Source organism: Enterococcus sp. DIV0421, assembly GCF_051713745.1.
Classification (GTDB): Bacteria; Bacillota; Bacilli; order Lactobacillales; family Enterococcaceae; genus Enterococcus_D; species Enterococcus_D casseliflavus.
Map to the genome: position 1 here is coordinate 210,489 of NZ_JBIOQM010000001.1, position 26,497 is coordinate 236,985.

Annotated in this window: 18 protein-coding genes; all 18 read right to left on the bottom strand. The window is 42.1% G+C overall.

Translation table 11 applies throughout. The features are described 5' to 3' along the window. Positions 1-53: 53 nt before the first annotated feature. The 18 genes from efp to parE all read right to left on the bottom strand — a co-directional run bounded on the left by efp (position 54) and on the right by parE (position 26,305). Entirely contained in the window at positions 54-614 is a 561-nt protein-coding gene (gene efp, locus IGI96_RS00950; protein ID WP_005229668.1) for an elongation factor P, read from the bottom strand. 74 nt (positions 615-688) lie between these two features. Continuing rightward, positions 689-1,627 carry a cation diffusion facilitator family transporter gene (locus IGI96_RS00955; RefSeq protein ID WP_118215485.1) on the bottom strand — a complete coding sequence of 313 codons (939 nt, stop codon included), beginning with the start codon at positions 1,625-1,627 and terminating at the stop codon, positions 689-691. A gap of 103 nt (positions 1,628-1,730) precedes the next feature. Next, positions 1,731-2,300: a DUF2179 domain-containing protein gene (locus tag IGI96_RS00960; protein ID WP_118215459.1), complete on the bottom strand. Its 570-nt coding sequence runs from the start codon at positions 2,298-2,300 to the stop codon at positions 1,731-1,733. 363 nt (positions 2,301-2,663) lie between these two features. Continuing rightward, positions 2,664-5,654 (bottom strand): WxL domain-containing protein, encoded by a 2,991-nt coding sequence (locus IGI96_RS00965; protein ID WP_270288118.1) that lies wholly within the window; start codon positions 5,652-5,654, stop codon positions 2,664-2,666. A 424-nt stretch (positions 5,655-6,078) separates the two neighbouring features. Continuing rightward, positions 6,079-6,840, bottom strand: coding sequence for a hypothetical protein (locus IGI96_RS00970; protein ID WP_118215457.1), 762 nt, complete (start codon positions 6,838-6,840; stop codon positions 6,079-6,081). An 81-nt stretch (positions 6,841-6,921) separates the two neighbouring features. Beyond that, complete coding sequence (locus IGI96_RS00975; RefSeq protein ID WP_270288096.1) at positions 6,922-9,375, bottom strand: glycogen/starch/alpha-glucan phosphorylase; 2,454 nt, start codon at positions 9,373-9,375, stop codon at positions 6,922-6,924. 117 nt (positions 9,376-9,492) lie between these two features. Then, on the bottom strand, positions 9,493-10,926 hold the full coding sequence (gene glgA / locus IGI96_RS00980) for a glycogen synthase GlgA (RefSeq protein ID WP_123834414.1): 1,434 nt from the start codon (positions 10,924-10,926) through the stop codon (positions 9,493-9,495). Further along, positions 10,923-12,074: a glucose-1-phosphate adenylyltransferase subunit GlgD gene (gene glgD, locus IGI96_RS00985; RefSeq protein ID WP_016610808.1), complete on the bottom strand. Its 1,152-nt coding sequence runs from the start codon at positions 12,072-12,074 to the stop codon at positions 10,923-10,925. The genes glgA and glgD overlap by 4 nt, the downstream gene beginning before the upstream one ends. Continuing rightward, entirely contained in the window at positions 12,064-13,206 is a 1,143-nt protein-coding gene (locus tag IGI96_RS00990; RefSeq protein ID WP_438785123.1) for a glucose-1-phosphate adenylyltransferase, read from the bottom strand. The genes glgD and IGI96_RS00990 overlap by 11 nt, the downstream gene beginning before the upstream one ends. Positions 13,207-13,237: 31 nt before the next feature. Further along, positions 13,238-15,184 (bottom strand): 1,4-alpha-glucan branching protein GlgB, encoded by a 1,947-nt coding sequence (gene glgB / locus IGI96_RS00995; RefSeq protein ID WP_142973302.1) that lies wholly within the window; start codon positions 15,182-15,184, stop codon positions 13,238-13,240. Between the two features lie 189 nt (positions 15,185-15,373). Then, positions 15,374-15,781: a hypothetical protein gene (locus tag IGI96_RS01000; protein ID WP_016610805.1), complete on the bottom strand. Its 408-nt coding sequence runs from the start codon at positions 15,779-15,781 to the stop codon at positions 15,374-15,376. Positions 15,782-15,879: 98 nt separating this feature from the next. Further along, positions 15,880-16,326: a hypothetical protein gene (locus tag IGI96_RS01005; RefSeq protein ID WP_087627698.1), complete on the bottom strand. Its 447-nt coding sequence runs from the start codon at positions 16,324-16,326 to the stop codon at positions 15,880-15,882. 197 nt (positions 16,327-16,523) lie between these two features. Continuing rightward, positions 16,524-17,333 (bottom strand): DUF1803 domain-containing protein, encoded by an 810-nt coding sequence (locus IGI96_RS01010; protein ID WP_270288098.1) that lies wholly within the window; start codon positions 17,331-17,333, stop codon positions 16,524-16,526. A gap of 88 nt (positions 17,334-17,421) precedes the next feature. After that, the gene (locus IGI96_RS01015; protein ID WP_074932983.1) at positions 17,422-18,351 is read right to left on the bottom strand and encodes a manganese-dependent inorganic pyrophosphatase; all 930 of its coding nucleotides are present in this window, start codon (positions 18,349-18,351) and stop codon (positions 17,422-17,424) included. Between the two features lie 94 nt (positions 18,352-18,445). Continuing rightward, entirely contained in the window at positions 18,446-19,201 is a 756-nt protein-coding gene (pflA, locus tag IGI96_RS01020; RefSeq protein WP_010749400.1) for a pyruvate formate-lyase-activating protein, read from the bottom strand. 104 nt (positions 19,202-19,305) lie between these two features. Next, a complete protein-coding gene (gene pflB, locus IGI96_RS01025) occupies positions 19,306-21,534 on the bottom strand; it encodes a formate C-acetyltransferase (protein WP_010749399.1) in 2,229 nt (742 codons plus the stop codon). Positions 21,535-21,803: 269 nt separating this feature from the next. Then, on the bottom strand, positions 21,804-24,266 hold the full coding sequence (gene parC, locus IGI96_RS01030; protein ID WP_016610800.1) for a DNA topoisomerase IV subunit A: 2,463 nt from the start codon (positions 24,264-24,266) through the stop codon (positions 21,804-21,806). An 11-nt stretch (positions 24,267-24,277) separates the two neighbouring features. After that, the gene (gene parE / locus IGI96_RS01035) at positions 24,278-26,305 is read right to left on the bottom strand and encodes a DNA topoisomerase IV subunit B (protein ID WP_034858393.1); all 2,028 of its coding nucleotides are present in this window, start codon (positions 26,303-26,305) and stop codon (positions 24,278-24,280) included. Between the last annotated feature and the right edge of the window lie 192 nt (positions 26,306-26,497).

Consider the following 26,497-nt stretch of genomic DNA (forward strand, 5'->3'; position numbering starts at 1 on the left):
TTCTGAACACAACAAGAGCAAAGAAAAAACCGCGAACAAGTCGCGGTTTTTTGCTATTTTGCACGTTTTAAATAGGTACCTTCAGCTGTATTGATTTCTAGCATTTCGCCTTCTTCAACAAAGTCAGGAACATTGACAACTAAGCCAGTTTCCATCGTTGCTGGCTTACCAGAACCAGTCACGGTTGCCCCTTTGATCGATGGCTGTGTTTCAACAACTTTCAAGATTACGCTTGAAGGTAATTGCACGCCGATCACTTCGCTGCCGAAGAATTGGATTTTTACTTCCATGTTTTCTAGGATGAACTTCATTTCTTCTTCAACCACTTCAACTGGAATTTCATATTGTTCATAGGTTTCCAGATCCATAAAGAATGCGGTATCGTCCATTGTATATAGGTATTGTACAGCTTTCGTATCGATATGCGCTTTTTCAAATTTTTCTTCTGGGCGGAAGGTTGTATCGTAAGTAGAACCAGTCCGAACGTCACGTAATTTCATACGCATAACCGTATTTCCTTTACCTGGTTTGTGGTGGCTGGCATCTAATACTTTGATAAGTTTGCCGTCTTGAACAAACGTCATTCCAGCTCTTAAGTCACTTGCATTGATCATAATTTTGAAATCTCCTTCACTATGTGATAATCCTTGTCTATTGTATCAAAAAAAACAGCTTTATTCTAGCTAAATCAGTGGGAAGGTCGCACAAGTTTGCGCCGCTTCTCCATGTAGTGAGGATCGTACTCATCCGTTTCAATATAAATATAGACTTTTTTATCTGCCATTTGATGTCGAATCTCGGCTTCGATCTCATTAATGATTTCATAGCCGACCTCTTCTTGTTTTGCGGCAATATCGACTTTCGCTGCAATCAAAATTTCTGCTGGCCCTAAATGGACTGTTTTAACATCGATCAAGCGATCAACATCGGGACGTTCAAACGCTTGCTTGATCACCGCTAAATCACGTTTGGTAACACTTTCCCCAATCAGTAGACTATAAAACTCGCGGGCTAAGAAGATCGCTGCAACCATCAATAAAAGACCAATCAATAAGCCGCTGAAGGCATCAAAAAATGCGTTCCCGGTAATCATTGTTAAAACCGTTCCGATCAGTGCGATCATTAGACCGATCACCGCACAAAAGTCTTCTGTGAAAATGATCAAGATCTCACTATGCCGACTTTCCTTCAAAAAACGATAGATTGGTTGACGTTCGACGTTTAGCTCGCGGATCTCCTTGATCGCGATCCACAACGAACTTCCTTCAACGACCATCCCGAAAATCAAGATAGCGATCACTAACCAAGTATTGCCGACTTCATGGGCGGGATGCAGCAGCTTTTCCACTGCTTCCATCACGCCTAGTGCGCCCCCACCAAAGAAGAGCATCATCGCAACGATCGTGCTGAAAAAATATTTCGCCCGACCTTCACCAAACTGATGCAGCTCACTTTGTCCCTTTGTTGCCCGTTTATCACCGATCAATAAAAAGATCTGATTGCTGCAATCCACGACACTATGAATGCTTTCATTCAGCATGGCCGCACTACCGCTCAAGGCATAACCGACAAACTTACTGATCGCCACCAAAATATTTGAGATCAATGCAGCGATGACCGCCATCATACCATTTGCTTTCTTTTCCACACCTAACGCTTCCTCTCATCAATAAACTCCCTGCTTCTGATGCAGCTATTCTTCACGAATGGATCAAGCCGCCTCTAGTTCCTCAATCAACAGGTGCTTGCTTTTTCAACTTCGCCTCTCTACGGGTGATTTTTTTGGTCCAAAAACCGCCCGAGATATACTTGGGTTCATAGCTGATGATAAACGCTCGCTCTTCCACCGCTTTGATCGTTTGATAGAGCTTTTTCTCACTTTTTCTTTGGGAAAGAATCTCTAAAATCAGTCGCGGGCCTTCCAAACCTTCACCAAAGCTTTGTGTCACACCATAGCCCTCTTGTCGCAAAATCTTCGGCAAACTCTTTTCTTCATCCGTATTACTAGGTAGGATCACTGTGACCATTGTATAGCCCAGAGCCAGCTTATCTTCGATTTTGATCCCGATGCTGACTCCTGCAGCATAGCCTAGTGCATAAAATAAGAGATTCAGCGGGTTATCCAAACGATCCAATACCATAGATAAGCCTAAAATATAGATCGTGATTTCGATCATACTCACTAATGGGGCAATCACGCGATACCCTTTCATTGTCAATAAAAATCGCAGTGTGTTCAATGTAACATAGGCGAGATTGATAAAGAAAATCATCGCCAGCATTTGTAGATCAACTTCCATCTTTGATTCCCCCTTATTCTTAGCATATCAAAAGGCAAGCGAAAATTAAAATATTTGAGCAGGATTTAATTACTAAAATAGCTAAATAAAATTTATGCTGGAGAAGACACAGTGCTCAGGTGATTTTGTTGAGGACTACCATGTTATGATTTTGCTCATCGATACACTACCTGTGGTTTCACTCACTTCTATTGATTGAAAAGCGTATCCGCCAAAGTGGGAAAAGTAGTGTCAACCACTACTCGTTTGTTTCAGACAAAAAAGAAGTCCAATGGCAAATGGACTTCTTTTTGTCTGATCAACTTTTACAGTGTTCGATCATATTCACGATTGCAGAACATGCTTACTTGTTTTTCAAAGGGGTTATTCGTCAGCGCCAGGTACGAAACTCAACTCCCAATGGATGGTTCCTTGATAACTTGTCGCTTGCGGCCTCGCGCCAATAGGGATTTCCAGTTCGACACTTTTTTGCATGGTATGCTCGTTTCCATAGCGTTGAATCCAAGTTCCCGCCCCTTGCTTTTCATTGGCACGTGCAATCACTTGATTTTGCGGTCCCAGCTCAATTGCTTCAAAGTAGTCTGGTGCTTCAGAGTGATTTTCTCTAGAGGTAACCATTTCAATATTATTCAAATGCACACTCGCTCCTTTTAAGTGGTGCTTAAACGCATCCGTACTAACGAACCCTTCCTCTGATAATCGGGCACTCAAGGTCCAGCCCGTTTGAAGAAATCGACGATCGGAGACCTGAATATAGTTTGGTCGTTCGGTTGATTCATGATCATCCACTAAAGAAATTCGTTGCGGACGTGCCGGATAGCGGCTTGTCGACGAGCGAATCGGTACTGTACCAAAATCGAATTGTGAAACAAAGTCTATACTGACAAACCCGCGATTTTCTGGTATCAAGGGCGGATTTTCGGGTACAATCGGTTGATCAGGATCCAAGGGATCTTTTGGGTCTACGTCACCAATGGGTTCCACAGTGGTTGATGCTTCTGCCCATTTACCATCAAGAAATGCCTGCGCGGTGACCACTTCACCTTGTGTAAAATACTGGAAAGGTTCTAAATCAGATAGATCAAGTAAATACTGCCCGTTTTCATCCGCTTGGGTGTGAAAATACCCGCTATTGCCGGCACTATCGACTGTCGTTTCAAGCGTCGGTTCTGGCATCAGCCCCTCTCTTTGGAATCGAAGGTAGCTACCAGGATTGGCGGTTCCCGAAATCGTAGAAGCATTAGGTAAGGTTCTATCTTCTGTCAAAGGATCGATGGTCACCGTGACGTCTGGTATTTTCTCAAACAATAGCCGTTGCGAACGAGAAGCAAACTGCGAAGCAAACCCGCGACTTGTTTCCTCATTCAGCGAAGACACATTGGTCACATTGGTATTGGTTCCTGAAATCGCCGCAGTCATGGACAGAATCGGTTGCCACTGAAAATCAACTGTCTCTCCTGTATTTCCATGCCGCCACTGGCGAATCGCCTGATTCTTAGTAGTGATTCCTCCCCCTTCAATTAGACCATTTGTGGTGGTCGTTATCGGGCGGGTTCTTTGCAAATTGACACGCTTGGCGTCATCGATCGTCAATCTTGCGGGATTGTTGGCACCGGTAAAGAAAAGTAGGCGTTGGACAGCTTGTGGGCTGTCCGAACGAATATCTAAGGTAGCGTCTTTGCCTACGTTGAGATTGCCAGTCGTGCCAGAGAAGTGGAAGATATTTGCGGTTGTATTTTGATTTGTTGCTTCAACCTCTAAGGTGCTGCTGTCTTCTAAGGTGACATGCGTATTGGCACTTAACCAGAAAATATGACTGTACAACGTTCGGTTTGCAGCAGCAACCGACAAGCGACTTTTTTCCATTAAGCGAATATCATGGGGCGTGCCTGATGTGATGACTGCTGGGCTGTTGTTTTGTGTATTTAGTGCCAATTCCGCGCCTTTTCCTAACTCAATGCGTCCATTGCCAGCGACAAAGCGAATATTGGCACCGCCTGCTTCACCTGCCGAACCGTTGGCATTTAATGATAGTCGAGCATTATCACCTAGTATGAGACGCGCATTCGTATTAAAAAAATCAAGATTTCCTGAGCTGATCGTCGACATTTCGACGTTTGCTCCCTCACGAAGCTCTATTTGGTTGATTTCAAAATTGGCTTGGGTGTTCGAGTGAATCGTCCAAGAAGCATTGAAGTCTGAGGTATATCTAGGCGTTTGGTGCGAAACCGAATGTCCAGAAAAGCTGGCTCGAGAGTGCAAACCGTAAAACAACTGATTGCCCGTATGGTTGAGATTATGGTATCGAATGATTGAACGCTGCTGATTTGTCATGTTCAAATCATTGTACTCAATTGCCCCCCAATAATTTCCGTGATAGAGCTCCAGATTTTGCAAGGTAATGTCCCATGGCGAATCAGGATTGACACTGGAATCGCGGAAACAGATCGCTACGGCTCTAAGATCCATCTGATATTTGTCGAGACCATCGATGATTAACGTTCTTGAAACTCTCGAGGCATTGATATAAACATAGGCTAATCCGCCATTAGGATTGACGCTGCTGCTCCAGCCGTCAATTCCCGTAATGCCTAAACGAGGATTATCGTTCGTTTGAAAACTGGCCGTCAAATAAATATAATTGACCGTCCGATCGACCATTGCAGCCATAAATTCGACCCAGTTGGCAACCCCTCTTTTTTTTACGTTGTCGCCTAAAAGATAAAGATTGCCAGGATCAGACGTTGATGACTCAGGAAGCTGGCTTTCTTTTTCCTTCTCTTCTGGTACTTGATCCTCTTGATCCAATTGATCGGTGGAGTCACTCGAATCAGTTTGCTCATCCTCTTGTGTATCCGTAGGGTTTGTCTCCGATGCTTCCTTTATTTCAAGCATTATCATTGAATCTGCTGCTTCAAATGGAAACGACCCTGCTGTATCAACTATCAATGGAACCAAAAAATCACTTCTAGGAGTATCGGTCATTAGTTTCCAACCGTTCTCTTCAGTGAGTGGCGTCATCTTGACTCCCTTTGGCAACTCCTTTTCAGCAATAACCGCAGATTGCGGCAATCGGATCGCAATTTCACTAATGGGACGGTCCGTACGAAACGCAACCAGCAGCAGTTCTCCTACAGTCCCGGCTTTCGTTAATTCATCAAAATAAATGGCAACTCTTTCTTCAGTCTCTTGCTCTCGTATCGGTTCGAAGGGTTCACTCGCAACCGTTTCTTCCTCCAGTTGCGCAGCAAAAAAAACGTTTGAAGAAAATACACTCATGGTTGAGAAAAAGTAGAGTCCTCCAAGTAAACCAATAATGATGGTGAAATAAACCTTTCTCTTTTTCTTGTTCATTTGTTGATGCCCACCTTTCAGCGTATCTTTCCCTTGAAATCGATCATGGATCAGTCCTTTCCAAAGAGCAGCTTTAGCCATCAGGACGCTTGCTTCCCTTTTTCAATTACGGCTGATTAGAAAACCACTGATCTCCCACCGTTTGACTTGCTATCGATTTTAAATGACAAAAGTAATCGCCAATTAAAATAACAAACATTATAAATAACGTTGGTTTTGATCGTTTCACTTTATTTTATAGTCCACGCTATGGCTTAGTAAAATCAGAATATTCCTCACTCGGTGAAATTCATACTTCAAATGAACCAACTTGTGAATCTGTTTTCTCAAGCACACAAAAAAAACAGCTAGATGTTAGCCATCTAGCTGAAATCATTCATCGTTAGGATCAACGGACCACTTCTATTAAGAGTAACTGTCACTGCTATTTAGATCGAAAATAGCCATTTGAAGATTCTTCTTGTTGATCGTCTTCAATCATTCCTTTTAATGATCGATCTAAAACGGACCGCTTTTTCTCACCATTTTTTTTATTACTGGCTCGAAACTCGCTGCGTGTCATCCCAACAGAGGGGTGGCGATTGAATTTTTTGACGGTTGGATCATTTTCTTCTTTGACTTGATAAGCTGCTGGTTCAGTATCAAACAACAAATAACTTTCTTGTTTTTTTGCCATTGCATCCATCAAATCGTTCGGCGTAATTTCAGGTTTTTGCTCATCGGGAATAATCGATGCAGGAATATATTTAGGCACAAAGTAAGAGCGCCCCGAATATTCTTTTTTCGAAGAAACAGGAACCTCAGCTTTTTCCTTCTTACTGGTCACTTGATAAGAAGAATGGTTCGCCTCTTTGCCAAAAAAATTGGTTTTTCCTGTTGGCATCTGCTCTTTCACTGGACGTTTTCCGTACTGAGGCAAGTTGGCACGGTGATTGGCAAGCTCTTCTTTTTGACGGACATTGTGCCCTCGATCGCGTTGGCTGGACTGCACTTTGCGCTGCAAAGATTGATTTTCTTCCTTGTGAGAATGACTCACGGGATCTTTGATTTCGGTTAAAATCCAATCATCTGCTTTACTGAATGCGGGGCGATGCTCGGATTGCAGCTTCACACCATCTGTATCATCATAAGCAGGAAAACGGAAGTGTTTTCGTTTCACATCTAAATAATTTGCCACTGTACTCATCCTCTTACATGCATTTTTTTCATCATACCATAAATTAAGGAGAATTTCACGAAAGACTACACCATTTCAGATGAGGACACTTCAGCTAAATTCGGCTGGAGGCACCGTCTCAGTCAAGCTTGCTGCATTCGGTTCTTTGACATGGGCAAATAATGGATCGATCTGCCAAATATCTGCAGCATAATTTCGCACCGTTTCATCTGCCGAAAATTTGCCTGCATTCGCAATATTCATTAGGCTGACTTTACGCCAACGTTGCGTATCCTGATAGGCACTATCTACCCGATGCTGCGCGTCACAATAGGCATGAAAATCCTTTAATAAAAAGTATTCATCATTGTATTTCAAAAGGGAATCAAAGATTTCCCGACCTTCAACTTGAATATTCGGGATCGTCCCATCAATAAAGGCATTGACCACCCGTTGCAAGACTGGATCTGACTCATAGTAGGTGTAAGCAGAATAATTATGCTGGGCGTAATACTGATACACTTCTTCTTCCGTCAACCCAAAGATCGCAATGTTTTCATCACCGATCGCATCTCGAATCTCAATATTGGCACCATCTAAAGTCGCGATCGTTACTGCCCCATTTAGCATCAACTTCATATTGCTTGTCCCTGATGCTTCTTTAGAGGCCAATGAGATTTGTTCACTGACATCCGCTGCTGGAATGATTTTTTCTGCTAATGAAACGTTGTAATTTTCTAAAAATACAACCTTGATTTTATCATTGATGGTTTCATCATGATTGATCAGATTCGCCACTTCATTGATGACTTTAATGATCGATTTTGCGTAGTGATAGCTTGGTGCTGCTTTGGCACCAAAAATAAAGACTCTTGGATGAAACGCTGCAGTCGGAACGTCTTTGACCTCAAAGTAGAGCTTCAAAATATGCATTAGATTCAGCAGTTGTCGTTTGTACGCATGCAGGCGTTTGATCTGCACATCAAAAATTGCCGTTGGATCTACTGTAATGCCCGTTGCTTTTTGAATGTACTTTGCCAGTGCACGCTTGTTACTCATTTTTGCGTCGGCAATTTGTTGCAGAACGTTTTCGTCATCATAATAATTTTTGAGCAGCTGCAGATCCAAGGGGTCATTGCGCCAACTCGTACCGATCGACTGATCCAGCACTTTGGCTAATGGTTGATTGGCTAGCTGAAGCCAACGCCGTTGTGCGATGCCGTTGGTCTTATTGTTGAAACGGGCAGGATAAATGAGATAGAAGTCATGGAGTACCACTGATTTTAGTAAATCAGAATGGAGCTTGGCTACCCCATTGACACTATGGCTGCCGATGATGGCTAGATGTGCCATATGGACTTGATCATCAATAATGATTCGCGTCCGATCCAGTAAGGCTTGCGGATGGACCCCTTGCATTCCTTCGACAAAGCGCCGATCAATTTCTTTGATGATCTGATCCATTCTCGGCAACACTTCTTCAATCATGTGAACTGGCCATTTTTCTAAGGCTTCCGCCATGATCGTATGGTTCGTATAACTAATGACTTTCACGGTGATCGCCCACGCTTGTTCCCAAGCAAGGCCTTCTTCATCAACTAAAATACGCATCAGTTCTGGGACACAAAGCGCTGGGTGCGTGTCGTTGATATGGATTGCTACTCGTTCACTGAGCATCGCTAAAGGCAGATTCGATTTTTTATAATAGCGAATGATACTTTGAATGCCTGCAGAAACAAAAAAGTATTCTTGCATCAATCGTGTGCGTTTGCCGATCTCGTTTGAGTCATCTGGATATAAAACAGCAGTCAAATTTTCTAAGGCTTGCCGTGATTCCAATGTCGCATAATGTGCCTCATCTTCAGCAGGCACTTCGACACTCCACAAACGCAGTGTGTTGATGTGTTGGTTCTGATAGCCAACCATCGCGGTGTCATACGGAACTGCCCGCCAGGTAAAGCCACCTTCATAGACTGGTGCTAGTTTTCCGTCCTCTCCCGTAACAAGATAGACCTGCCCACCAAATCGAATAGGCACCGCTTTGCTTTCTTTGCGGACTTCCCAGACATTCCCAGAGCGTAACCAATCATCTGGTAATTCTACTTGATGGCCGTCAATAAATTTTTGTTTAAATAATCCATAGCGATAGCGAATCCCGTTCCCGTTTCCGGGCAAGCTTAATGAAGCCAGCGAATCCATAAAACAAGAGGCCAAACGACCGAGGCCCCCGTTACCTAAAGCCATGTCTTTTTCTGTATCAGCAACCTCATCAAGGGAAACGCCTAACTCTTCAAAAACGGCTTCCGCTTGCTCCAGCAGCTGCATATTCAACAAATTGCTTTTTAGCATTTTGCCAGGCAAAAATTCGATTGAAAAATAGTACGCTTGTTTTTGATCCTCCAGCAAGAGATTTTTTCTAGTTTGACGCCAGTCTTCTGAATACATTTGCTTCACCACATTGGCTAGTGCTTGAAACAATTCTTGCGGTGAAGCTTCATCCACTTCAATCGCAAAGAGTTCATGAACACTGATTTCTAGCAGTTCACGCAATCGTTCTTTTGTCATAGGGTTACACTCCTTTTTGCATTCAATTTATAAAAAAGAAGAATCCTTGCCGTCAAAATTGCTAGTCTTACAACTAGCAGTTCTGTTGCAGACAAGGATTCTTCTGTCTTAAAACAATCAAACTTTGATAGTATTATACAACTGGATATAAAGATCGGAACTTTGATTCCAGCTGAAATCTTTTTCCATTGCTTGCTTGACCAATACGTTCCACGTTGCCTGATCAGATTGATACAATTCGATCCCTTGCTTCAAGGCATTCATCAAGTAGAATGGTGAAAACTCTTGAAAGCCAAAGCCGGTACCTTGTTTCGTGATCGGATTATAGGAATCTACCGTATCTTTCAAGCCACCGATTTCGTGAACGACCGGTAATGTGCCATAACGCATCGCGATCATCTGTGACAGTCCGCATGGTTCGAAGGCGGAAGGCATCAAGAAAAGATCCGCTGCTGCGTATAACTTTTGCGCCAATGCAATATCAAAGGAAATCGCGGCAGCACATTTATCAGGATATTTCTGCGCAAAGTAGCGAAAGCCTTCTTCAAAGTCATGCTCGCCAGTCCCTAGTAAGATGAACTGAACATCAAATTGCAAGAGATTTTCCATTTCTTCAAGGACCAAATGGAACCCTTTTTGAGTGGTCAAACGGCTAACAACAGAAATCAATGGGACATCTTTACGGGTAGGCAAACCAAATTGTTCTTGTAGCGCTCGCTTGTTTTTAGCTTTTCCTGATAAATCTTCGACACTGAAAGGATAGTCCAAATGAGGATCGGTTTCTGGATCGTTCATTTCGTAATCAATTCCGTTTAAAATGCCGCTGAGTTTGCCGCTTTCCATACGTAAAATCACTTCAAGCCCACAGCCGAACTCAGAGGTTTTGATTTCTTCACTATAGGAAGGACTGACCGTCGTGATGCGGTCCGCATACAAGATTCCTGCTTTCATAAAGTTCAAGCAATCGTTTAAACGTAGTGTGCCATCATCGTATCTCTCAGTCCCCATACCAAAAAGATCTGGTAAAATATCGCGACTATACCACCCTTGAAACCCAATGTTATGGATCGTCAAAACGGTGCGTATGTTTTGATACGCTTGAATCCAATGATATTTTTCTTTGATCAAGAAGGGAATCATCGCCGTATGGTAATCATTGACATGAACGATGTCTGGAATAAATTCAATGCGTTCCATCATTTCGATCACGGCTAATTGGAAGAAAGCAAAGCGTTCCCCATCATCATAAAAATCATAGAGCCGTTCGCGGCCAAAATAGTAGAGATTGTCTATGAAATAATAGGTCACAGAGCCTAGAACTAATTTTTTGATCCCACAATATTGCTTGCGCCAGCCGACCGCCACTTCAAAGGAAAAACAATCTTCCATTTGCTCCTGGTATTCAGCAGGCATTTTCGTGAAATAAGGTAAGACAACAATCGTCTCGACGCCTTTTTTGACCAATTCTTTTGGTAATGCCCCTGCAACATCCCCTAATCCGCCTGTTTTAAAAAATGGGGCGCATTCCGCTGCTGTAAACAGAACCTTCATGCGCTTGCCCCTCCAATAACGTCTTGCGTGACATGAGAATTTTTCTTAATGACGATTGGCGTTTCTTTGGTTCCTTGCACTTTGACACCTTCTGCGATGGTCACATTTTTATCTAGGATCGCATAAGAGACTTCGGCGCCTGCTTTGATCTCATTATTTCCGAAGATGATCGCTCCTTTGACTTTTGCTTCAGGATGGATCTTCGTGCGGCGGGCAACGAGTGACTGTTCGACCGTTCCTTCCACGATGCAGCCAGAAGCAAAGTGGCTATTTTTCACGTCAGATGTTTCTGAATAATACGTTGGCACTTCGTTTTTCAGTTTGGTATAGATCTTTTGATTCGAGTAAAGCAACGACGTAAATTTATGCACATCGAGCATATCCATATTTGTTTGATAGTAAGAAGAGATGTCATAAATGTTACTTAAGTAACCAGTGTACTCATATAGACCTGTATTTTCAACAGCGATCATTTCTCGTAAAAATTGACCGAGGTCTGCCGTTGCGCCAACTTTTTGCCCCTCTTTTAGCGCAGCGATCAGACGATCTGTTTGAATGATAAAAATATCCGTACATAAGTTGACAAGGTCACTGACCTCACCTTTTTTCGCTTGGATCGCTTCTTCTAAGTGACCTTCACTGTCTACATTGAACAACAGATCACTTTCGCAAACATTGTCACTGCTGATGCGTTTGTACACGACGGTCATTTCATTGCCTTGTAGCTGATGGATTTTCAACAAGGCACGCAAATCAATGTTGCATAAGACTTTGCTGCCCATAAATACGGTATGATCCGATTTGGATTTTTCCAAATAGTCGATGACATTATAATAATACTCTTGTCCTTCTGCTTGCTTTTTCAATGAGTCTTGGAACAGGTGAATAAAGAAACGGTTTTGTACGCCGTCCAAGTTCCACTCTTTTCCGCCACCGATATGATCGAAGACCGACTGCGTTTCTCCTTCATTGAAAATCATATAGACTTGTTTGATATTGGCATTTTCGATACTTGAAAGATTAAAATCTAACAAGCGGTATTTGCAGTCAAACAATAAGGTCGACAGCGGACGGTTTTCTGTTAATGGCATCAAGTCTTGGTATCGTTGCAGATTCCCTAAAATCGCACACATTTTATTAGTTCTCATCAATCGTCACCCCTAAAATTTCAGAATAGCCGACTACGGCAATTTCGTCTGTTCCATCGATCTCTGCATCGTCACCAATCACTGCATTTTCCCCAACGATCACTCGGTTTAATTTAACATTTCTACCGATCACCGCTCCAGGCATGATCACGCTGTCCTTGATCGTCGATCCTTCTTTCACCTGCACATTTTCTGATAAAATACTGTGCTCGATTTCCCCTGCAACATAACAGCCATCCATCACGAGAGAGTTTCTCGCAGCCCCAGTCTCAGTCACAAAATGTGGTGGTGCGATTGGGTTTTTAGAAAATACTTGCCAACTTTTGTCCCGAATATTCAACTCCATTGCTGGATCAATAAATTCCATATTGGCTTCCCACAATGAATCGATCGTTCCTACGTCTTTCCAATAGCCAGAGAAGTGATAGGCAAAAACGTTGTCGCCGCTTTCGAGATAAGAAGGAATGACATGTTTCCCAAAATCGACCATTTCGCCGTCTTTTGTATAGTTACTCAACAGCATACTGCGCAAACGACTCCAATCAAATATATAGATCCCCATTGAAGCGAGATTGCTCTTTGGTTCGGCTGGTTTTTCATCAAATTCAATGATACGGTCATTTTTATCGGTGTTCATGATTCCGAAACGCGAGGCATCTTTCATCGGTACTTCGAGAACTGCAACCGTCAATGAAGCATCATTTTCTTTGTGTTTTTCCAGCATTTCTTCATAATCCATTTTGTAGATATGGTCCCCTGATAAAATCAAGACATATTGCGGGTCCATCTCATCGATATAAGCGATGTTTTGATAGATCGCATGGGCGGTTCCTTCAAACCATTTTTCGCCTTCTGAATTTGAATATGGCTGTAAGATCGTCACACCGGTACTGATTCCATCCAATCCCCAGCTCGCACCATTTCCGATATGGTTGTTTAGTGCTAATGGCTGGTACTGAGTGACAACACCCACATTTTTGATTCCTGAATTGACACAATTACTCAACGTGAAATCGGTGATCCGATATCTGCCGCCAAATGGAACCGCTGGTTTAGCAATATTCTTTGTTAATTTCCCTAATCGAGTCCCTTGTCCCCCTGCGAGGATCATTGCTAACATCTCTGTTTTCATTTTGTTTGGTGATCTACTCACCGTTCCCCCTCTACTCTTTTTTTTGTGCTTTCTTTACTGCTTTTTTTCGAGTCATTTTGATTTTTTCTGGTTTGATGATTAAAGCCCCAAGTGCAGGCAAAATTGTTTTGATTTGATAGTCGTATTGCTTAAAAGGGGTATTACTGGTCTGGCAGTCTGGGTTATTCGCCACCCAAGTTCCGCCAAATACATCCCGTTCCGTGTTTAAAATCTCGCGATACGTTCCTTCGTATGGCACGCCGATCGCAAAATCGTGACGCTCCACTGGTGTCAGATTGACAACCACGATCAAGAAATCTTTTTTCGTTTTTCCTTGTCGTAAGAAAGTCAATGTCGTTTCATCTAAGTTGTCTGCATCGATCACCATCAATGAATCTTCTTGATCATCCAATTCCCAAAGGGCTCGTTCTTCTTTGTATAATTCATTCAAGGTCTGGGTGAAGAACTGCATTTTTGCATTGAATGCGTCGTTTAAATCGACCCATTCAAGCCCATGATCATATTTCCATTCTAAAAACTGTCCCCATTCACTACCCATGAATAACAGTTTTTTCCCTGGATGCATCATCATGTACGTATAGAGATTGCGTAGTTGTGAAAACTGTTTGTAGCGGTCTCCCCACATTTTGTGCATCAAACTTTTTTTGCCATGAACCACTTCGTCATGGGAGAGTGGCAAGATATAATTTTCTTGCATCCGATACATGAAAGAAAAAGATAAAAGACTTAGATGATCTTTACGAAAAATCGGGTCCATTTCGTAAAAACGCAGGACATCATTCATCCAGCCCATATTCCATTTGTAGTCAAACCCGAGAGCGCCTCCTTCGACCATTCCTGTTATTTTGGTCTCGGAAGTACTTTCCTCTGCAATCATGACAACTGCAGGATGGGCTAACTTGATGACTGAATTGAGCTTTTGTAAGAAATAGTACCCTTCAAAATTCCGATTGCCCCCTTCGTGATTCGGTTCCCATGGGCCTTCATCATAATCGCGATAGATCATGTTGGAAACGGCATCTACCCGAATACCATCAATATGGTAAAATTCGATCCAGAACAATGCACTTGAGATCAGAAAGCTTTGGACTTGCGGTTTGCCTAGATCAAAGTTGATCGCACCCCAGCGAACATTTTTCGCACGGTTTTCATCCATGTATTCAAATGTCGGCGTGCCATCATAATAGGCAAGACTGTCATCATTGACACAAAAATGTCCTGGCACCCAATCAACGAAGACACCTATATTTTCCAAATGACAAGCCTCTACAAAGTCTTGAAATTCTTCTGGTGTCCCATAATAGGAGCTAAGTGCAAAGTAACCAGTCAATTGATAGCCCCATGAGGTTCCTAAAGGATGTTCCATCAAAGGCATAAATTCGATATGGGTGTAGCCCATTTTTTTCACGTAAGGAATAAGTTCATCTTTTAATTCGGAGAAGCGATAAGGGGTGCCATCTTCGTGGTGCTTCCAGGAGCTGGCATGAACTTCATAAATATTAAGAGGTCGATTAAATGTTTTTTGTCTTTTTTTCCGTCCTTGCCATAACCCATCCCGCCATTTTTTTTGTGGGATCGAGTGCAATACGGCAGCAGTTCCTGGTCGAGCTTCGAAATGGACAGCAAAAGGATCGATCTTCAATACTTCTCGTCCATTTGCTTGTTTTACTTTGTATTTGTAAAGCTGTCCTTCTTTTACTTGGTTGGTCTCAATTTCCCAAACACCGGATTCTGCCCTTTTGTTCATCGGCAAGCTATCCGTCCATTGGTTGAAGTCGCCAACAAGCCAAACTTGCTGAGCATTTGGTGCCCAAACGCGAAACACGTAGCCATCATCTACTTGATGGGCGCCTAAGAAATGCTGTACATAAAAATTTTCACCACTCAGAAAGTCTTTTTCCGCAGTCAGTACCTGTTGTTTGGTAACCACTCTCTCATCAGTCCTCCTCAAATTCATTTTTATCGCTGATTGAAATGCCAACGACCTTGTTACGCTTTTTCACCTTTTATTAATCTTTTATTAATCGTTTCAAAATCAACTACATCTCTCTATCTAGCATAGCATAAAACACTTCGCTAGTAACGCAATAACCCTAGTTACCAACAAATAATCTTTGACAGAAAAAAACAGCTTGAACGTATCAGTTCAACCTGTTTCAGCTCTACTTTTTAGCTTTTGGAAAATGAAGTATGTGACTACCCATAACTGAAACAAACTTGCTAAAACAAGAATGAAAACTACCATCACTGGAAGTGATTCAGTTAATTCAAAATATGCCAACAGTGTCCCAAATGCAGAAGAGGCGGAGCAAAAACACCAAAATCGAAACCCATAAAAACTGGTCACCACGGTATAAAGACTGATGATCCCCAACAAGAAAAGCTGAGTAAATCGGTCAAATACCGTATCGGTATAATAAATTTCACCTAACAAGGCTTGGATCGCACCAAAACTTGTCGGTACTTTATAAAGCGTCAGCAGAGCGCCGAGCAAGCTGAATGCACCAATCAGAAGATGACTGCCAGCTAAGCCGATTCGAATGTTTAGTTTCACGCGTCTTTCACAACCTTCAATCTAAGAAAATCCTTTTTCCGCTAACTACTGCTTACACAGCCGTTTTCCTTATTCACTAGAGCCGAAATCATCTGTACTTATTTTGCCTGCCAAAGCTCTTTTACTTGTCCATCCGTGTAAACTTTATAGACTTTATTTGCCGATGAGGTGGTGTTTGTGCGAGCAATCAAGTAATAGTTCCCGTCACAATCAAACTCACCTTCACTTAATAATTTGTAACTTGTAACTGGCCCATTTGCCATTTTCTTTGCTAAGTAACGCATGGCATGAGCTGGATTCACCAGATAGTTTTGATTGATGAGCCAATCAATGATCACGGAAACGATCGTATTTGCCCCAAACCGTTCCTTTTGTTTTAAAGCAAGAATGAGATCACCATCAGAAAAACGCGTTTCATCGATCCCCGCTTTTGTAATTGCTTGCCGAGCAGCTTCTATTTCTGACATTGATACGAACGTGATCATTTCTGCTTTCGTTTTGTTTTGTTCCAACTGTTCAAAATCAACCGTTTTATATCCTTCCATTTTTATATCCCCTTTCAAAGTTCTAGAATCATCATATCATCAAGAAATCAAAACTCCAAACAAAACGATTGTTGTTTTTTAATTTTTATTCATCAAATTATCATTTGAAAAAATAAGAAAAAAAGCTGCTAGAATCGAATCTAGCAACTTTTTAATAGTCAGAAAATTTAAAACAAATAACATAATTATTAGAAATTTTAATTATTATTGAAATAAAGTGTATTGTATGAACCTGATTTGTTTGCCAAGTGAGCGATCACAAGGCGTTGGACGAACAGATCCTTTTCAGAAGACGGATAACGCTCGTTTTTTAGATTATCACAATTTATTTCTTCCAGCAACAAATGTAGCTCAGGGCTTATGATCTCGACCCGTTGAAGTGATTCCAGAAAAATACTCGGACGGACTTTTTTATTTTTACGAATGCGTTCAAGGATCACACTCACTTGGTCTAAGTAATAGACTGGATCGACATCACCGATCAAATCCATTAATTCATCATAGATCGCAAGGGTGGGCAACTGTTCATTCGCTTCAAAAAAAGCAGGCAGTGTTGGTGGCCACTGTGTTTCTGAGTAAGAAATCAACTGAAATTGTTCATGACTCAATGCATAGACCGCTCCTTGTTCAACTCCTTGCTGACAACCGTAAAAGTATTTATTTTCAACACTTGACGCAGCAAAGCTTTTGATAAAACCAGCGATTTCTTGTGTTGACCAATTGCGCGCTGCTTGATAGAAATCATCACTTACTTGTATCTGCTGTTGATCATGTTCATTATAGATGGGGAAGCCTAAATAATAGCGTCGTTCTTGACGGATGATCAACTTTTCTGCGATCAAGCGGTCAAGAATTTTATCAAATGAACCATCTGTAAACTTCGCTTTTAATGCTCGTAGTGTCGGCGGCTCTTGGCTATTTAATAGCTCCTCTACCAACTCATGGAATTTCGAAGATTCCAGTATCGGTTGCAATGAGCGAAAGTGGGGACTATAAAAAAATTTCACTGCGTGTACTCCTTATCCAAACAATCATGAAAAATGCTGGCTTGATCTACCAAAACAGATCTCACCAGCATTCAGACAGTTAGCTTAATTATCCTTCAAAAACCTCTGTTAATTGAGGTACGATTTGTTTTTTGCGAGAAACGACACCAGGTAAAAACGCACGATTGTTGGTTAATGTCGTTTTAAAGGCTGCTTCTACTGGGGCAGTTGGTTCGCCAACGACTAGTAGCTCAGAATTACTATCTAAGATATCAGTGGCAACCAGCAAGAACAGATCATAGCCATTTGCTGCCATTGAATCCTTCATAGCCGCTTCCAACTCTGCTTGACGGTCAAAGACTTCTTTTAGATCAACCGTGTTGACTTGTCCGATACGGATGTTTTTAGCACCCATTGGGAAGCTTTTGGCATCTAGGTCCAGCAATTCTGCTGCTGATTTCGTTCCAAGATTCGTACCAGCTTTTAACATATCTAATCCATAGACTTCCAGTTCTACATCTGCTATAACGGCTAGTTCTTTGGCTGCTGTTACGTCTTCGTCGGTACATGTTGGTGATTTAAACAACAATGTATCAGAGATGATCGCTGAGAGCATGATTCCTGCGATCGCTTTTGGAATTTCCACTTGATTTTCTTTGTATAATTTCAACACGATCGTACTTGTACAACCGACCGGCTCTGCACGATAATACAGTGGATTAGCCGTTTCAAAGTTAGCGATACGATGATGATCAACAACTGCCAACACAGTGACATCCGCAATATCCGCTACACTTTGTTGAAATTCATTATGATCCACTAACATTACTTCTTGGGTTTCCTTTGCCACTGAATCGATCACCCGAGGGGCAGTTAGGCCAAAGGTATCTAACGCAAATTGTGTCTCTTCATTCGGTGTACCAAGCGCTACTGCTTCACAATCTTTTCCAAGTTGATTTTGTAAATTTGCAAAGGCAATTGCTGCACCAATGGCGTCGGTATCAGGATTTTGATGACCGAATACTAATATTTTCGACATTTCTTCATCGCTCCTATTTCAATTGATATTCACTTTCTAATCATAGTAAAAAAACAGGAAAGAAGCAATAGCAATCTCTTCTTTCCTGTTTTGATCAACGGGTTAAGTAACCTTTATAGTCGTCTACATGAAGCAAACGCTTGGCATTTTTCACCCGATCTTCTGTTGGTGGTTCGATCCCTTCAAGGGGATATTTCAAACCAAGCTCATCCCACTTGTATTTCCCCATCGTGTGATAAGGCAAGATCTCTACTTTATCGACATTCTTCAGTGTTTTGATAAACTCATCCAAACGGATCAAAAATTCATCATAGTCGCTTCTAAAAGGAACCAGCACGTGACGAATCCAGACAGGCTGATTGATCTCTGAAAGATAATTCGCCATATCCAAAATATTATCGTTCGATTGGGTAGTCAACTCTTTATGGGCTTTGTTATCGATGTGCTTGATATCAAACAATAACAAGTCAGTAACGGTCATCAGCTCTTGAAACTTGCTAAAAAATGGTTCTTCCCGTGTAAATGGTTTTCCACAAGTATCTAATGTCGTGCTGACACCTTCTGCTTTGGCTTTACGAAACAGATCGATCAGAAAGTCCATTTGAAGCAATGGTTCCCCACCACTGACGGTGATCCCACCTTTTTGTCCCCAGAATTCGCGATATTTCAATGCCTCTTCTAAGACATCATCAGTCGTTCGTTCGACACCGGTGCCAATCTTCCAGGTATCTGGATTATGACAAAACTGGCAACGCATGCGGCATCCTTGCATGAATACAATAAAACGGATACCTGGTCCATCTACTGATCCAAAACTTTCTGTTGAATGTACTTGTCCTGTTACTGCCATAATGCTCTTCCTTTCTTCGAAACGACGGATGACCACGCTCCGTCTGATACTTTCAAAACAAGAGGCGGCGGATTTTCCCGTCCGCCGCCTGAAGTTGTTGCTTATTACATTGCTTCGTGCATTGTACGAGCAATCACGTCATCTTGTTGTTCTTTTGTTAATTTAATGAAGTTTACTGCATAGCCAGATACCCGAATAGTTAATTGTGGGTATTTTTCTGGGTGAGCTTGCGCATCAAGCAATGTGTCACGGTTAAATACGTTGATATTTAAGTGGTGACCACCTTTTGCTGCATAGCCATCTAGCATTGTTGCTAGGTTTTCTTGTTGTGTTTCGTCGTCACGTCCTAATGCTTTAGGTACGATCGAGAAGGTGTTTGAAATACCATCTAATGAGTAATCATATGGTAATTTCGCAACTGATGAAAGACTTGCCAAAGCACCATGCGTATCGCGACCATGCATTGGGTTTGCACCTGGAGCAAATGGTGCGCCTGCACGACGTCCATCAGGAGTGTTCCCTGTTTTCTTACCATAAACCACGTTAGAAGTGATAGTAAGGATCGACGTTGTGTGTTTTGAATCACGGTATGTTTTCGTGCGTTTTACTTTTTTCATGAAGGCTTTCAACAAGTTGACTGCGATATCATCTACGCGGTCATCATTGTTTCCGTATTTCGGATAATCGCCTTCGATTTCGTAATCTTCAACAATGCCGTTTTCATCACGGATCGTACGAACTTTGGCATATTTGATCGCTGATAATGAGTCAACTGCAACAGAGAAACCAGCGATACCAGTAGCCATCGTACGTAGAATGTCTGTATCTTGTAGCGCCATTTCAATGCGTTCATAAGAATATTTGTCGTGCATGTAATGAATGATGTTCAATGTGTTCACATACAGATCACAAATCCAGTCCATCATTGTGTCATATTTTTCCATTACTTCGTTATAATCCAAGTATTCAGAAGTAATTGGTTGGAATTTTGGTCCAACTTGTGCTTTTGATTTTTCATCGACCCCACCGTTGATTGCATACAACAATGTTTTTGCTAAGTTGGCACGAGCACCAAAGAATTGCATTTGTTTCCCGATACGCATTGCGGATACACAACAAGCGATTCCGTAGTCATCGCCCCAATGTCCACGCATCACATCATCGTTTTCATATTGAATCGCTGATGTTTGGATAGACATTTTCGCACAAAATGTTTTGAAATTATGAGGCAAACGTGTTGACCATAAAACAGTCAAGTTTGGTTCTGGTGCTGGGCCTAAGTTTGCTAAAGTGTGTAAGAAACGGAAGCTGTTTTTCGTTACCATATGACGTCCGTCTTCACCCATACCAGCGATTGATTCAGTTACCCAAGTTGGGTCACCAGAGAACAATGCGTTGTAATCAGGCGTCCGAGCAAATTTCACAAGACGTAGTTTCATGACGAAATGGTCAACGATTTCTTGTGCTTCTTCTTCAGTGATCACGCCATTTTTCAAATCGCGTTCAACATAAATATCAAGGAAAGTTGACGTACGTCCCAATGACATTGCTGCACCATTTTGCTCTTTGATGGCTGCTAAGTAACCAAGGTATAACCATTGGAATGCTTCTTTCGCCGTTTGAGCTGGTTTAGAAATATCAAATCCGTAAATGTTTCCTAATTCTTTCAATTCGCTTAACGCACGAATTTGTTCACTTAATTCTTCACGTTGGCGGATAATGTCTTCGGACATCGTTCCGTTTCCGCAATACAATAGGTCTTGTTGTTTTTCTTTGATCAAGAAGTCCACTCCGTATAATGCCACACGACGGTAGTCACCAATAATCCGGCCACGGCCGTAAGCATCAGGAAGACCTGTAATTACACCAGAACGACGAGCTGCTCTGATTTCAGGTGTATAAGCATCAAAAACTCCTTGGTTATGTGTTTTACGGTAGTCACGGAAAATGTGTGAAACTTCCGCATCAATTTCATAGCCATAAGATTCTGCTGCTTGTTCTGACATGCGGATGCCACCAAATGGTTGCAAGCTGCGTTTAAATGGTTTTTCCGTTTGGAAACCAACAACTGTTTCTAGGTCTTTATCTAAGTAGCCAGGTCCATGAGAAGTGATCGTTGAAACGACTTTTGTATCCATATCCAATACGCCGCCAGCTTCACGCTCTTGCTTGTTCAGTTCCATGACTTGATCCCATAGCTTCGTCGTTGCTTCAGTAGCATCTGCTAGGAATTCATCTGTTCCGTCATAAGGTGTGTAGTTTTCTTGGATGAAGTCGCGTACGTTTACTTCTTCTTTCCAAGTTTTTCCTTTAAATCCATTCCATTGTTCCATTTGATGGACCTCCTTAAATTTTCTGTTCACTAATGTAACAGCTTTACGTGAACAGTATAACACACACCTTAATGATTGCAAGCATTTTCAAGAATTATTTTTAACAATTTATTTTTTTTTAAGATATTAATTACTAAAAACGTTGATTTATAGGTGTTTAATAAATGTGAAACTTTTATTAAAGTACCTTTTTCGTTAATGTGAAAGATTAATTATGAGACAAAAAGCAACCATCCTGTACTGGTACAGAATGGTTGCTTTGTTATAATTTATAGTACAGAATCCTCTGCGATTGCAGGACTGATTTGGGTTTTCACTTCGTAGATTTGTCCCCCTGTTTTCTCATCCATGATAAATGAGCCGTTGGAGGTCCGATCATTGATCGGGATTTGGTTGGTAATCACTTCAAAGGATTGCCCTTTTTGATTCGTCACTAGCAGTTGCTGATTTTCCCCACTGCCCATATAGACGACGCGATGAGGATTTTTCTTCAATTCCCGCAAGACCATCAATCCGCGCTTCGCCCGACCTAATTGGTTGATTTCTTGAGCCAACATTCGTTTTGCTGCGCCACGTTGGGTGATCAAAACGATCGGTGTATCCCCTTCTGAATAAACGAGTAACCCATTGATAAGATAATCATCCGCTTTAAGGTTCATCGCTTTGACCCCAGCTGCTTTTGGTCCCACAACAGGTACTTCATTAAGCGGGTAGCGCAAGCCAAAGGCAAGATGACTGACTAAGAATACATCCATTTCTTCCGTTTGATCCGTCAAAAAGACATTGACCAATTCATCTGATTCATCTTTCAGCTTCATGATCGTCATTGGCCGTGTTTTATAGGTGCGCCAAGGTTCAAATTCCGTCATTCGTGTCTGTTTGATCATACCGTTTTTACTGATCAGCACGAAATTTTTCAATGGATCGATCTCTTTGTAGGCAAAGACCCCAATGATCATTTCATCTTGCGCCAGTGTCATGACTGTTTGCGAAATATGTTCCCCTAAATCTTTCCATTTTAAATCAGGTAATTCATGGACCGGTCGATAAATCGTGTTCCCTTTATTAGTAACCAACAACAGGTGATCCAACGTGTTCATTTGGTTACTGTAAAGTAAAGAGTCGCCTTCTTTCATGCCGATCTCTTCTGGTTTTGAAGCGCCGTAAGAACGCAAGCTGCTGCGTTTGACATAGCCGTCTCTTGTGACCGTTACGACGACTTCTTCTTGTGCAACTAAGACTTGTGTTTCAATCTTGATTTCTTGAATTTCTGCTTCGATCTCAGTCAACCGCGGGGTCGTATATTTTTTCTTGATTTCCCGCAATTCCTTTTTGATCACTTTCAGTAATTCATTTTCTTCATTCAAAATCGTTGTCAATTCAGCGATCGTTTCAGCAAGTTCTTTCGCCTCTGCTTGCAATTGCGTGATATCCGTATTGGTCAAGCGGTACAACTGCAAGTTCACAATGGCTTCTGCTTGCTCTTCCGTAAAGCCGTGTTGAACCACCAGATTATTTTTGGCATCTTTTTTGTCTTTACTACCGCGAATGGTAGCGATCACCTCATCAAGGATTGACAAAGCTTTAATCAGACCATCAACGATATGCTGTCTCTTTTGGGCTTTTTGCAGTTCAAAACGACTGCGTTTTTCAATCACTTCACGGCGATGCTTGATGTAGCTTTCTAAAATCCGTTTCAAACCGACTTGTTGGGGGCGCATATTGTCGATTGCCACCATGTTGAAGTTGTAGTTGATCTGCAATTCGGTATTCTTAAATAAATAATTTAAAATTCCTTGCGCATTTGCTTCTTTTTTCAGCTCGACAACAATCTGTAGTCCAGTACGGTCTGTTTCATCTCGGACTTCAGCAATCCCATCAATGCGTTTATTCAAACGGATCTCATCCATTTTTTTGACTAAGTTGGCTTTATTGACCTCATACGGGATCTCATTGATGACGATTTGCTGTTTGCCGCCTTTGATGTCTTCGATCTTGGTTTTCGAACGCAGGATCACTTTGCCTTTGCCTGTTTCATACGCTTTTTTGATTTCTTCTTTCCCTTGTAAAATGCCCCCTGTTGGAAAATCAGGGCCAGGAATGTACTTCATCAGCTGATCCAAAGAAGCTTGCGGATGGTCGATCAAATAGATCGTTCCATCGATGATTTCCCCTAAATTGTGGGTAGGGATCTCTGTTGCATAGCCAGCTGAGATCCCAGTTGAGCCATTGACTAACAGATTCGGGTATTTTGCTGGTAGAACAGTTGGTTCTTTTTCAGTATCATCAAAGTTCCAAACCAATTCGACGGTGTTTTTTTCAATATCTTTTAATAGCTCACCACTTAATTCCGAAAGCCGTGCTTCCGTATAACGCATGGCAGCTGGTGGATCACCATCCATACTCCCGTTGTTCCCGTGCATTTCAATCAAAATCTGACGCAGCTTCCAGTCTTGACTCATGCGGACCATTGCTTCATAGATACTCGAGTCGCCATGGGGGTGAAAATTCCCCATGATATTTCCGACAGATTTTGCTGATTTGCGGAAGCCTTTGTCATAGGTATTGCCGTCTTGGTTCATGGCAAATAAAATCCGCCGCTGAACCGGTTTTAACCCATCACGAATATCTGGCAATGCCCGTTCTTGAATAATGTATTTGGAATATCGACCGAAGCGATCTCCCATCACTTCTTCCAATGTCAATTCTTGTATATTGCTTTTGTGTTCCAAGAGACCACCTCCTATTCCTTAACTAACTGTCTGCTGTCTGCTTGTTCGGTATCCATTAATTTTTCATCAACTAATTCAGGTATCGTATCTTCTTTTTTATCCAAAATACTGCCATCTTCTTCTAAACTAAATTGAACATGACTTTCGATCCACTTCCGACGAGGTTCTACCTTGTCCCCCATCAGAGTGGTGACGCGACGTTCTGCTTGGGCAGCATCATCAATCCGTACCCGAATCAGTGTCCGCGTTTCTGGGTCCATGGTCGTTTCCCACAATTGGTCGGCATTCATTTCCCCTAACCCTTTGTAGCGCTGTAGGAGATAGCCTTTGCCGATTTTTTGGGTCAGTTTGCTTAGTTCATCATCGGTCCAAGCGTATTCGACTACTGCCTTTTTCCCTAACCCTTTTGACACTTTGTACAGAGGCGGCAAAGCAATGTATACTTTCCCCGCTTCGATCAAAGGTTTCATATACCGGTAGAAAAAGGTTAAAAGCAGCACTTGGATGTGCGCACCATCGGTATCCGCATCGGTCATGATGATCACTTTATCATAGTTGCAGTCTTCAATTGAAAACTCTGGGCCAACACCGGCACCGATAGTATAGATCATGGTATTGATCTCTTCATTTTTCAAAATATCCTGCATCTTGGCTTTTTCAGTATTGATGACTTTGCCTCGCAATGGCAAGATGGCTTGGAACTTGCGGTCTCGTCCTTGCTTTGCTGAACCACCCGCAGAATCCCCCTCCACCAAATACAATTCATTTTTCTTAGGATTACGAGATTGCGCAGGTGTTAATTTACCAGATAGCAGTGACTCGCCTTTTTTTCGTTTCTTTCCAGTACGGCTTTCTTCTCTCGCCTTTCTGGCAGCTTCCCGGGCCTCTCTTGCCTTGATCGCTTTACGAACCAGCATTTGACTCATTTCACTGTTTTCTTGTAGATAATAGCCTAGCTGCTCACCAATAACATTGTCTACCGCATTTCTTGCTAAGGGTGTCCCTAATTTCCCTTTGGTCTGTCCTTCAAATTGCAAAAGATTTTCTGGCACGCGGATCGACAGAACTGCCGCTAGTCCTTCACGGAAATCACTGCCTTCAAGGTTCTTATCTTTTTCCTTCAACAAATTGACCTTGCGGGCATACTCATTGAAGGCTTTGGTCATTGACGTCTTCATCCCAACTTCATGGGTACCGCCATCTTTGGTACGTACATTGTTGACAAAGGACAAGACGTTTTCTGAATACCCATCATTGTATTGAAAAGCAAGCTCTACTTCGATGGCTTCTTTCGTGCCAGAAAAATAAACCACTTGGGTCAAGGTATCTTTTTCTTCATTTAAATAATCAACAAATTCTTTGATGCCTTCCTCATATAAAAAGACTTCATGAATCGGTTCTTCCCCACGTTCGTCCGTCAGGGAGATTTTGACCCCTTTCAACAAGAACGCTGATTCTCTCAAACGTTCAGCGAGAATCTCATAGGAGAATTTGGTTGCAGAAAAGATCGTATCGTCTGGTTTAAACGTAACGGTTGTTCCCGTTGGCTTACGGGTTTTGCCGACTTTTTTCAAAGTACCAGCTGGTTTCCCACCGTCTTTGAAGCTCTGTTTGTATTCGATGCCATCTCGAACGATGACCACTTCTAGCCAGCTGGATAAGGCATTTACAACACTGGCACCAACCCCATGAAGGCCGCCAGAGGTTTTGTAGCCGCCTTGGCCAAACTTCCCGCCGGCATGTAATACTGTGAAGATGACTTCAACAGTCGGGATTCCAGATGCATGTGTCCCGACCGGCATTCCTCGGCCATTGTCTCGAACACTGATACTATTGTCTTTATGGATCGTAACATCGATTTCATTGCCGTATCCTGAGAGTGCCTCATCAACCGCATTATCGACGATTTCATACACTAAGTGGTGCAAGCCGCGGCTATCGGTCGAGCCGATATACATTCCTGGCCGTTTTCTTACTGCTTCCAGGCCCTCTAAGACCTGAATGGAAGCATCATTATATTCTGTGGTTTTCTTTGCCAAACCCACCGCTCCTTTAATCTTGATCAGTCCTTTTTTGCTGCTGAAAGAACTGCAAAAAAAATCTTAACACAAAATACGCTTTTTTCAAGCGAACATTTTTCTAAACTATCTTATCCTTTTTCCTTTGTTTGCACAAGCTAGAGTCGCAAAATGGCTTGTTTGTGTTTCACAGCTCTGAGAAAAGCTGTTTTT

What these genes read in the sequence shown, in the direction of transcription:
- efp (WP_005229668.1), bottom strand. Translation starts at nt 614, where the DNA reads ATGATCAATGCAAGTGACTTAAGAGCTGGAATGACGTTTGTTCAAGAC.
- IGI96_RS00955 (WP_118215485.1), bottom strand. Translation starts at nt 1,627, where the DNA reads ATGATGGCGGTCATCGCTGCATTGATCTCAAATATTTTGGTGGCGATC.
- IGI96_RS00960 (WP_118215459.1), bottom strand. Translation starts at nt 2,300, where the DNA reads ATGGAAGTTGATCTACAAATGCTGGCGATGATTTTCTTTATCAATCTC.
- IGI96_RS00965 (WP_270288118.1), bottom strand. Translation starts at nt 5,654, where the DNA reads ATGAACAAGAAAAAGAGAAAGGTTTATTTCACCATCATTATTGGTTTA.
- IGI96_RS00970 (WP_118215457.1), bottom strand. Translation starts at nt 6,840, where the DNA reads ATGAGTACAGTGGCAAATTATTTAGATGTGAAACGAAAACACTTCCGT.
- IGI96_RS00975 (WP_270288096.1), bottom strand. Translation starts at nt 9,375, where the DNA reads ATGACAAAAGAACGATTGCGTGAACTGCTAGAAATCAGTGTTCATGAA.
- glgA (WP_123834414.1), bottom strand. Translation starts at nt 10,926, where the DNA reads ATGAAGGTTCTGTTTACAGCAGCGGAATGCGCCCCATTTTTTAAAACA.
- glgD (WP_016610808.1), bottom strand. Translation starts at nt 12,074, where the DNA reads ATGAGAACTAATAAAATGTGTGCGATTTTAGGGAATCTGCAACGATAC.
- IGI96_RS00990 (WP_438785123.1), bottom strand. Translation starts at nt 13,206, where the DNA reads ATGAAAACAGAGATGTTAGCAATGATCCTCGCAGGGGGACAAGGGACT.
- glgB (WP_142973302.1), bottom strand. Translation starts at nt 15,184, where the DNA reads ATGAATTTGAGGAGGACTGATGAGAGAGTGGTTACCAAACAACAGGTA.
- IGI96_RS01005 (WP_087627698.1), bottom strand. Translation starts at nt 16,326, where the DNA reads ATGGAAGGATATAAAACGGTTGATTTTGAACAGTTGGAACAAAACAAA.
- IGI96_RS01015 (WP_074932983.1), bottom strand. Translation starts at nt 18,351, where the DNA reads ATGTCGAAAATATTAGTATTCGGTCATCAAAATCCTGATACCGACGCC.
- pflA (WP_010749400.1), bottom strand. Translation starts at nt 19,201, where the DNA reads ATGGCAGTAACAGGACAAGTACATTCAACAGAAAGTTTTGGATCAGTA.
- pflB (WP_010749399.1), bottom strand. Translation starts at nt 21,534, where the DNA reads ATGGAACAATGGAATGGATTTAAAGGAAAAACTTGGAAAGAAGAAGTA.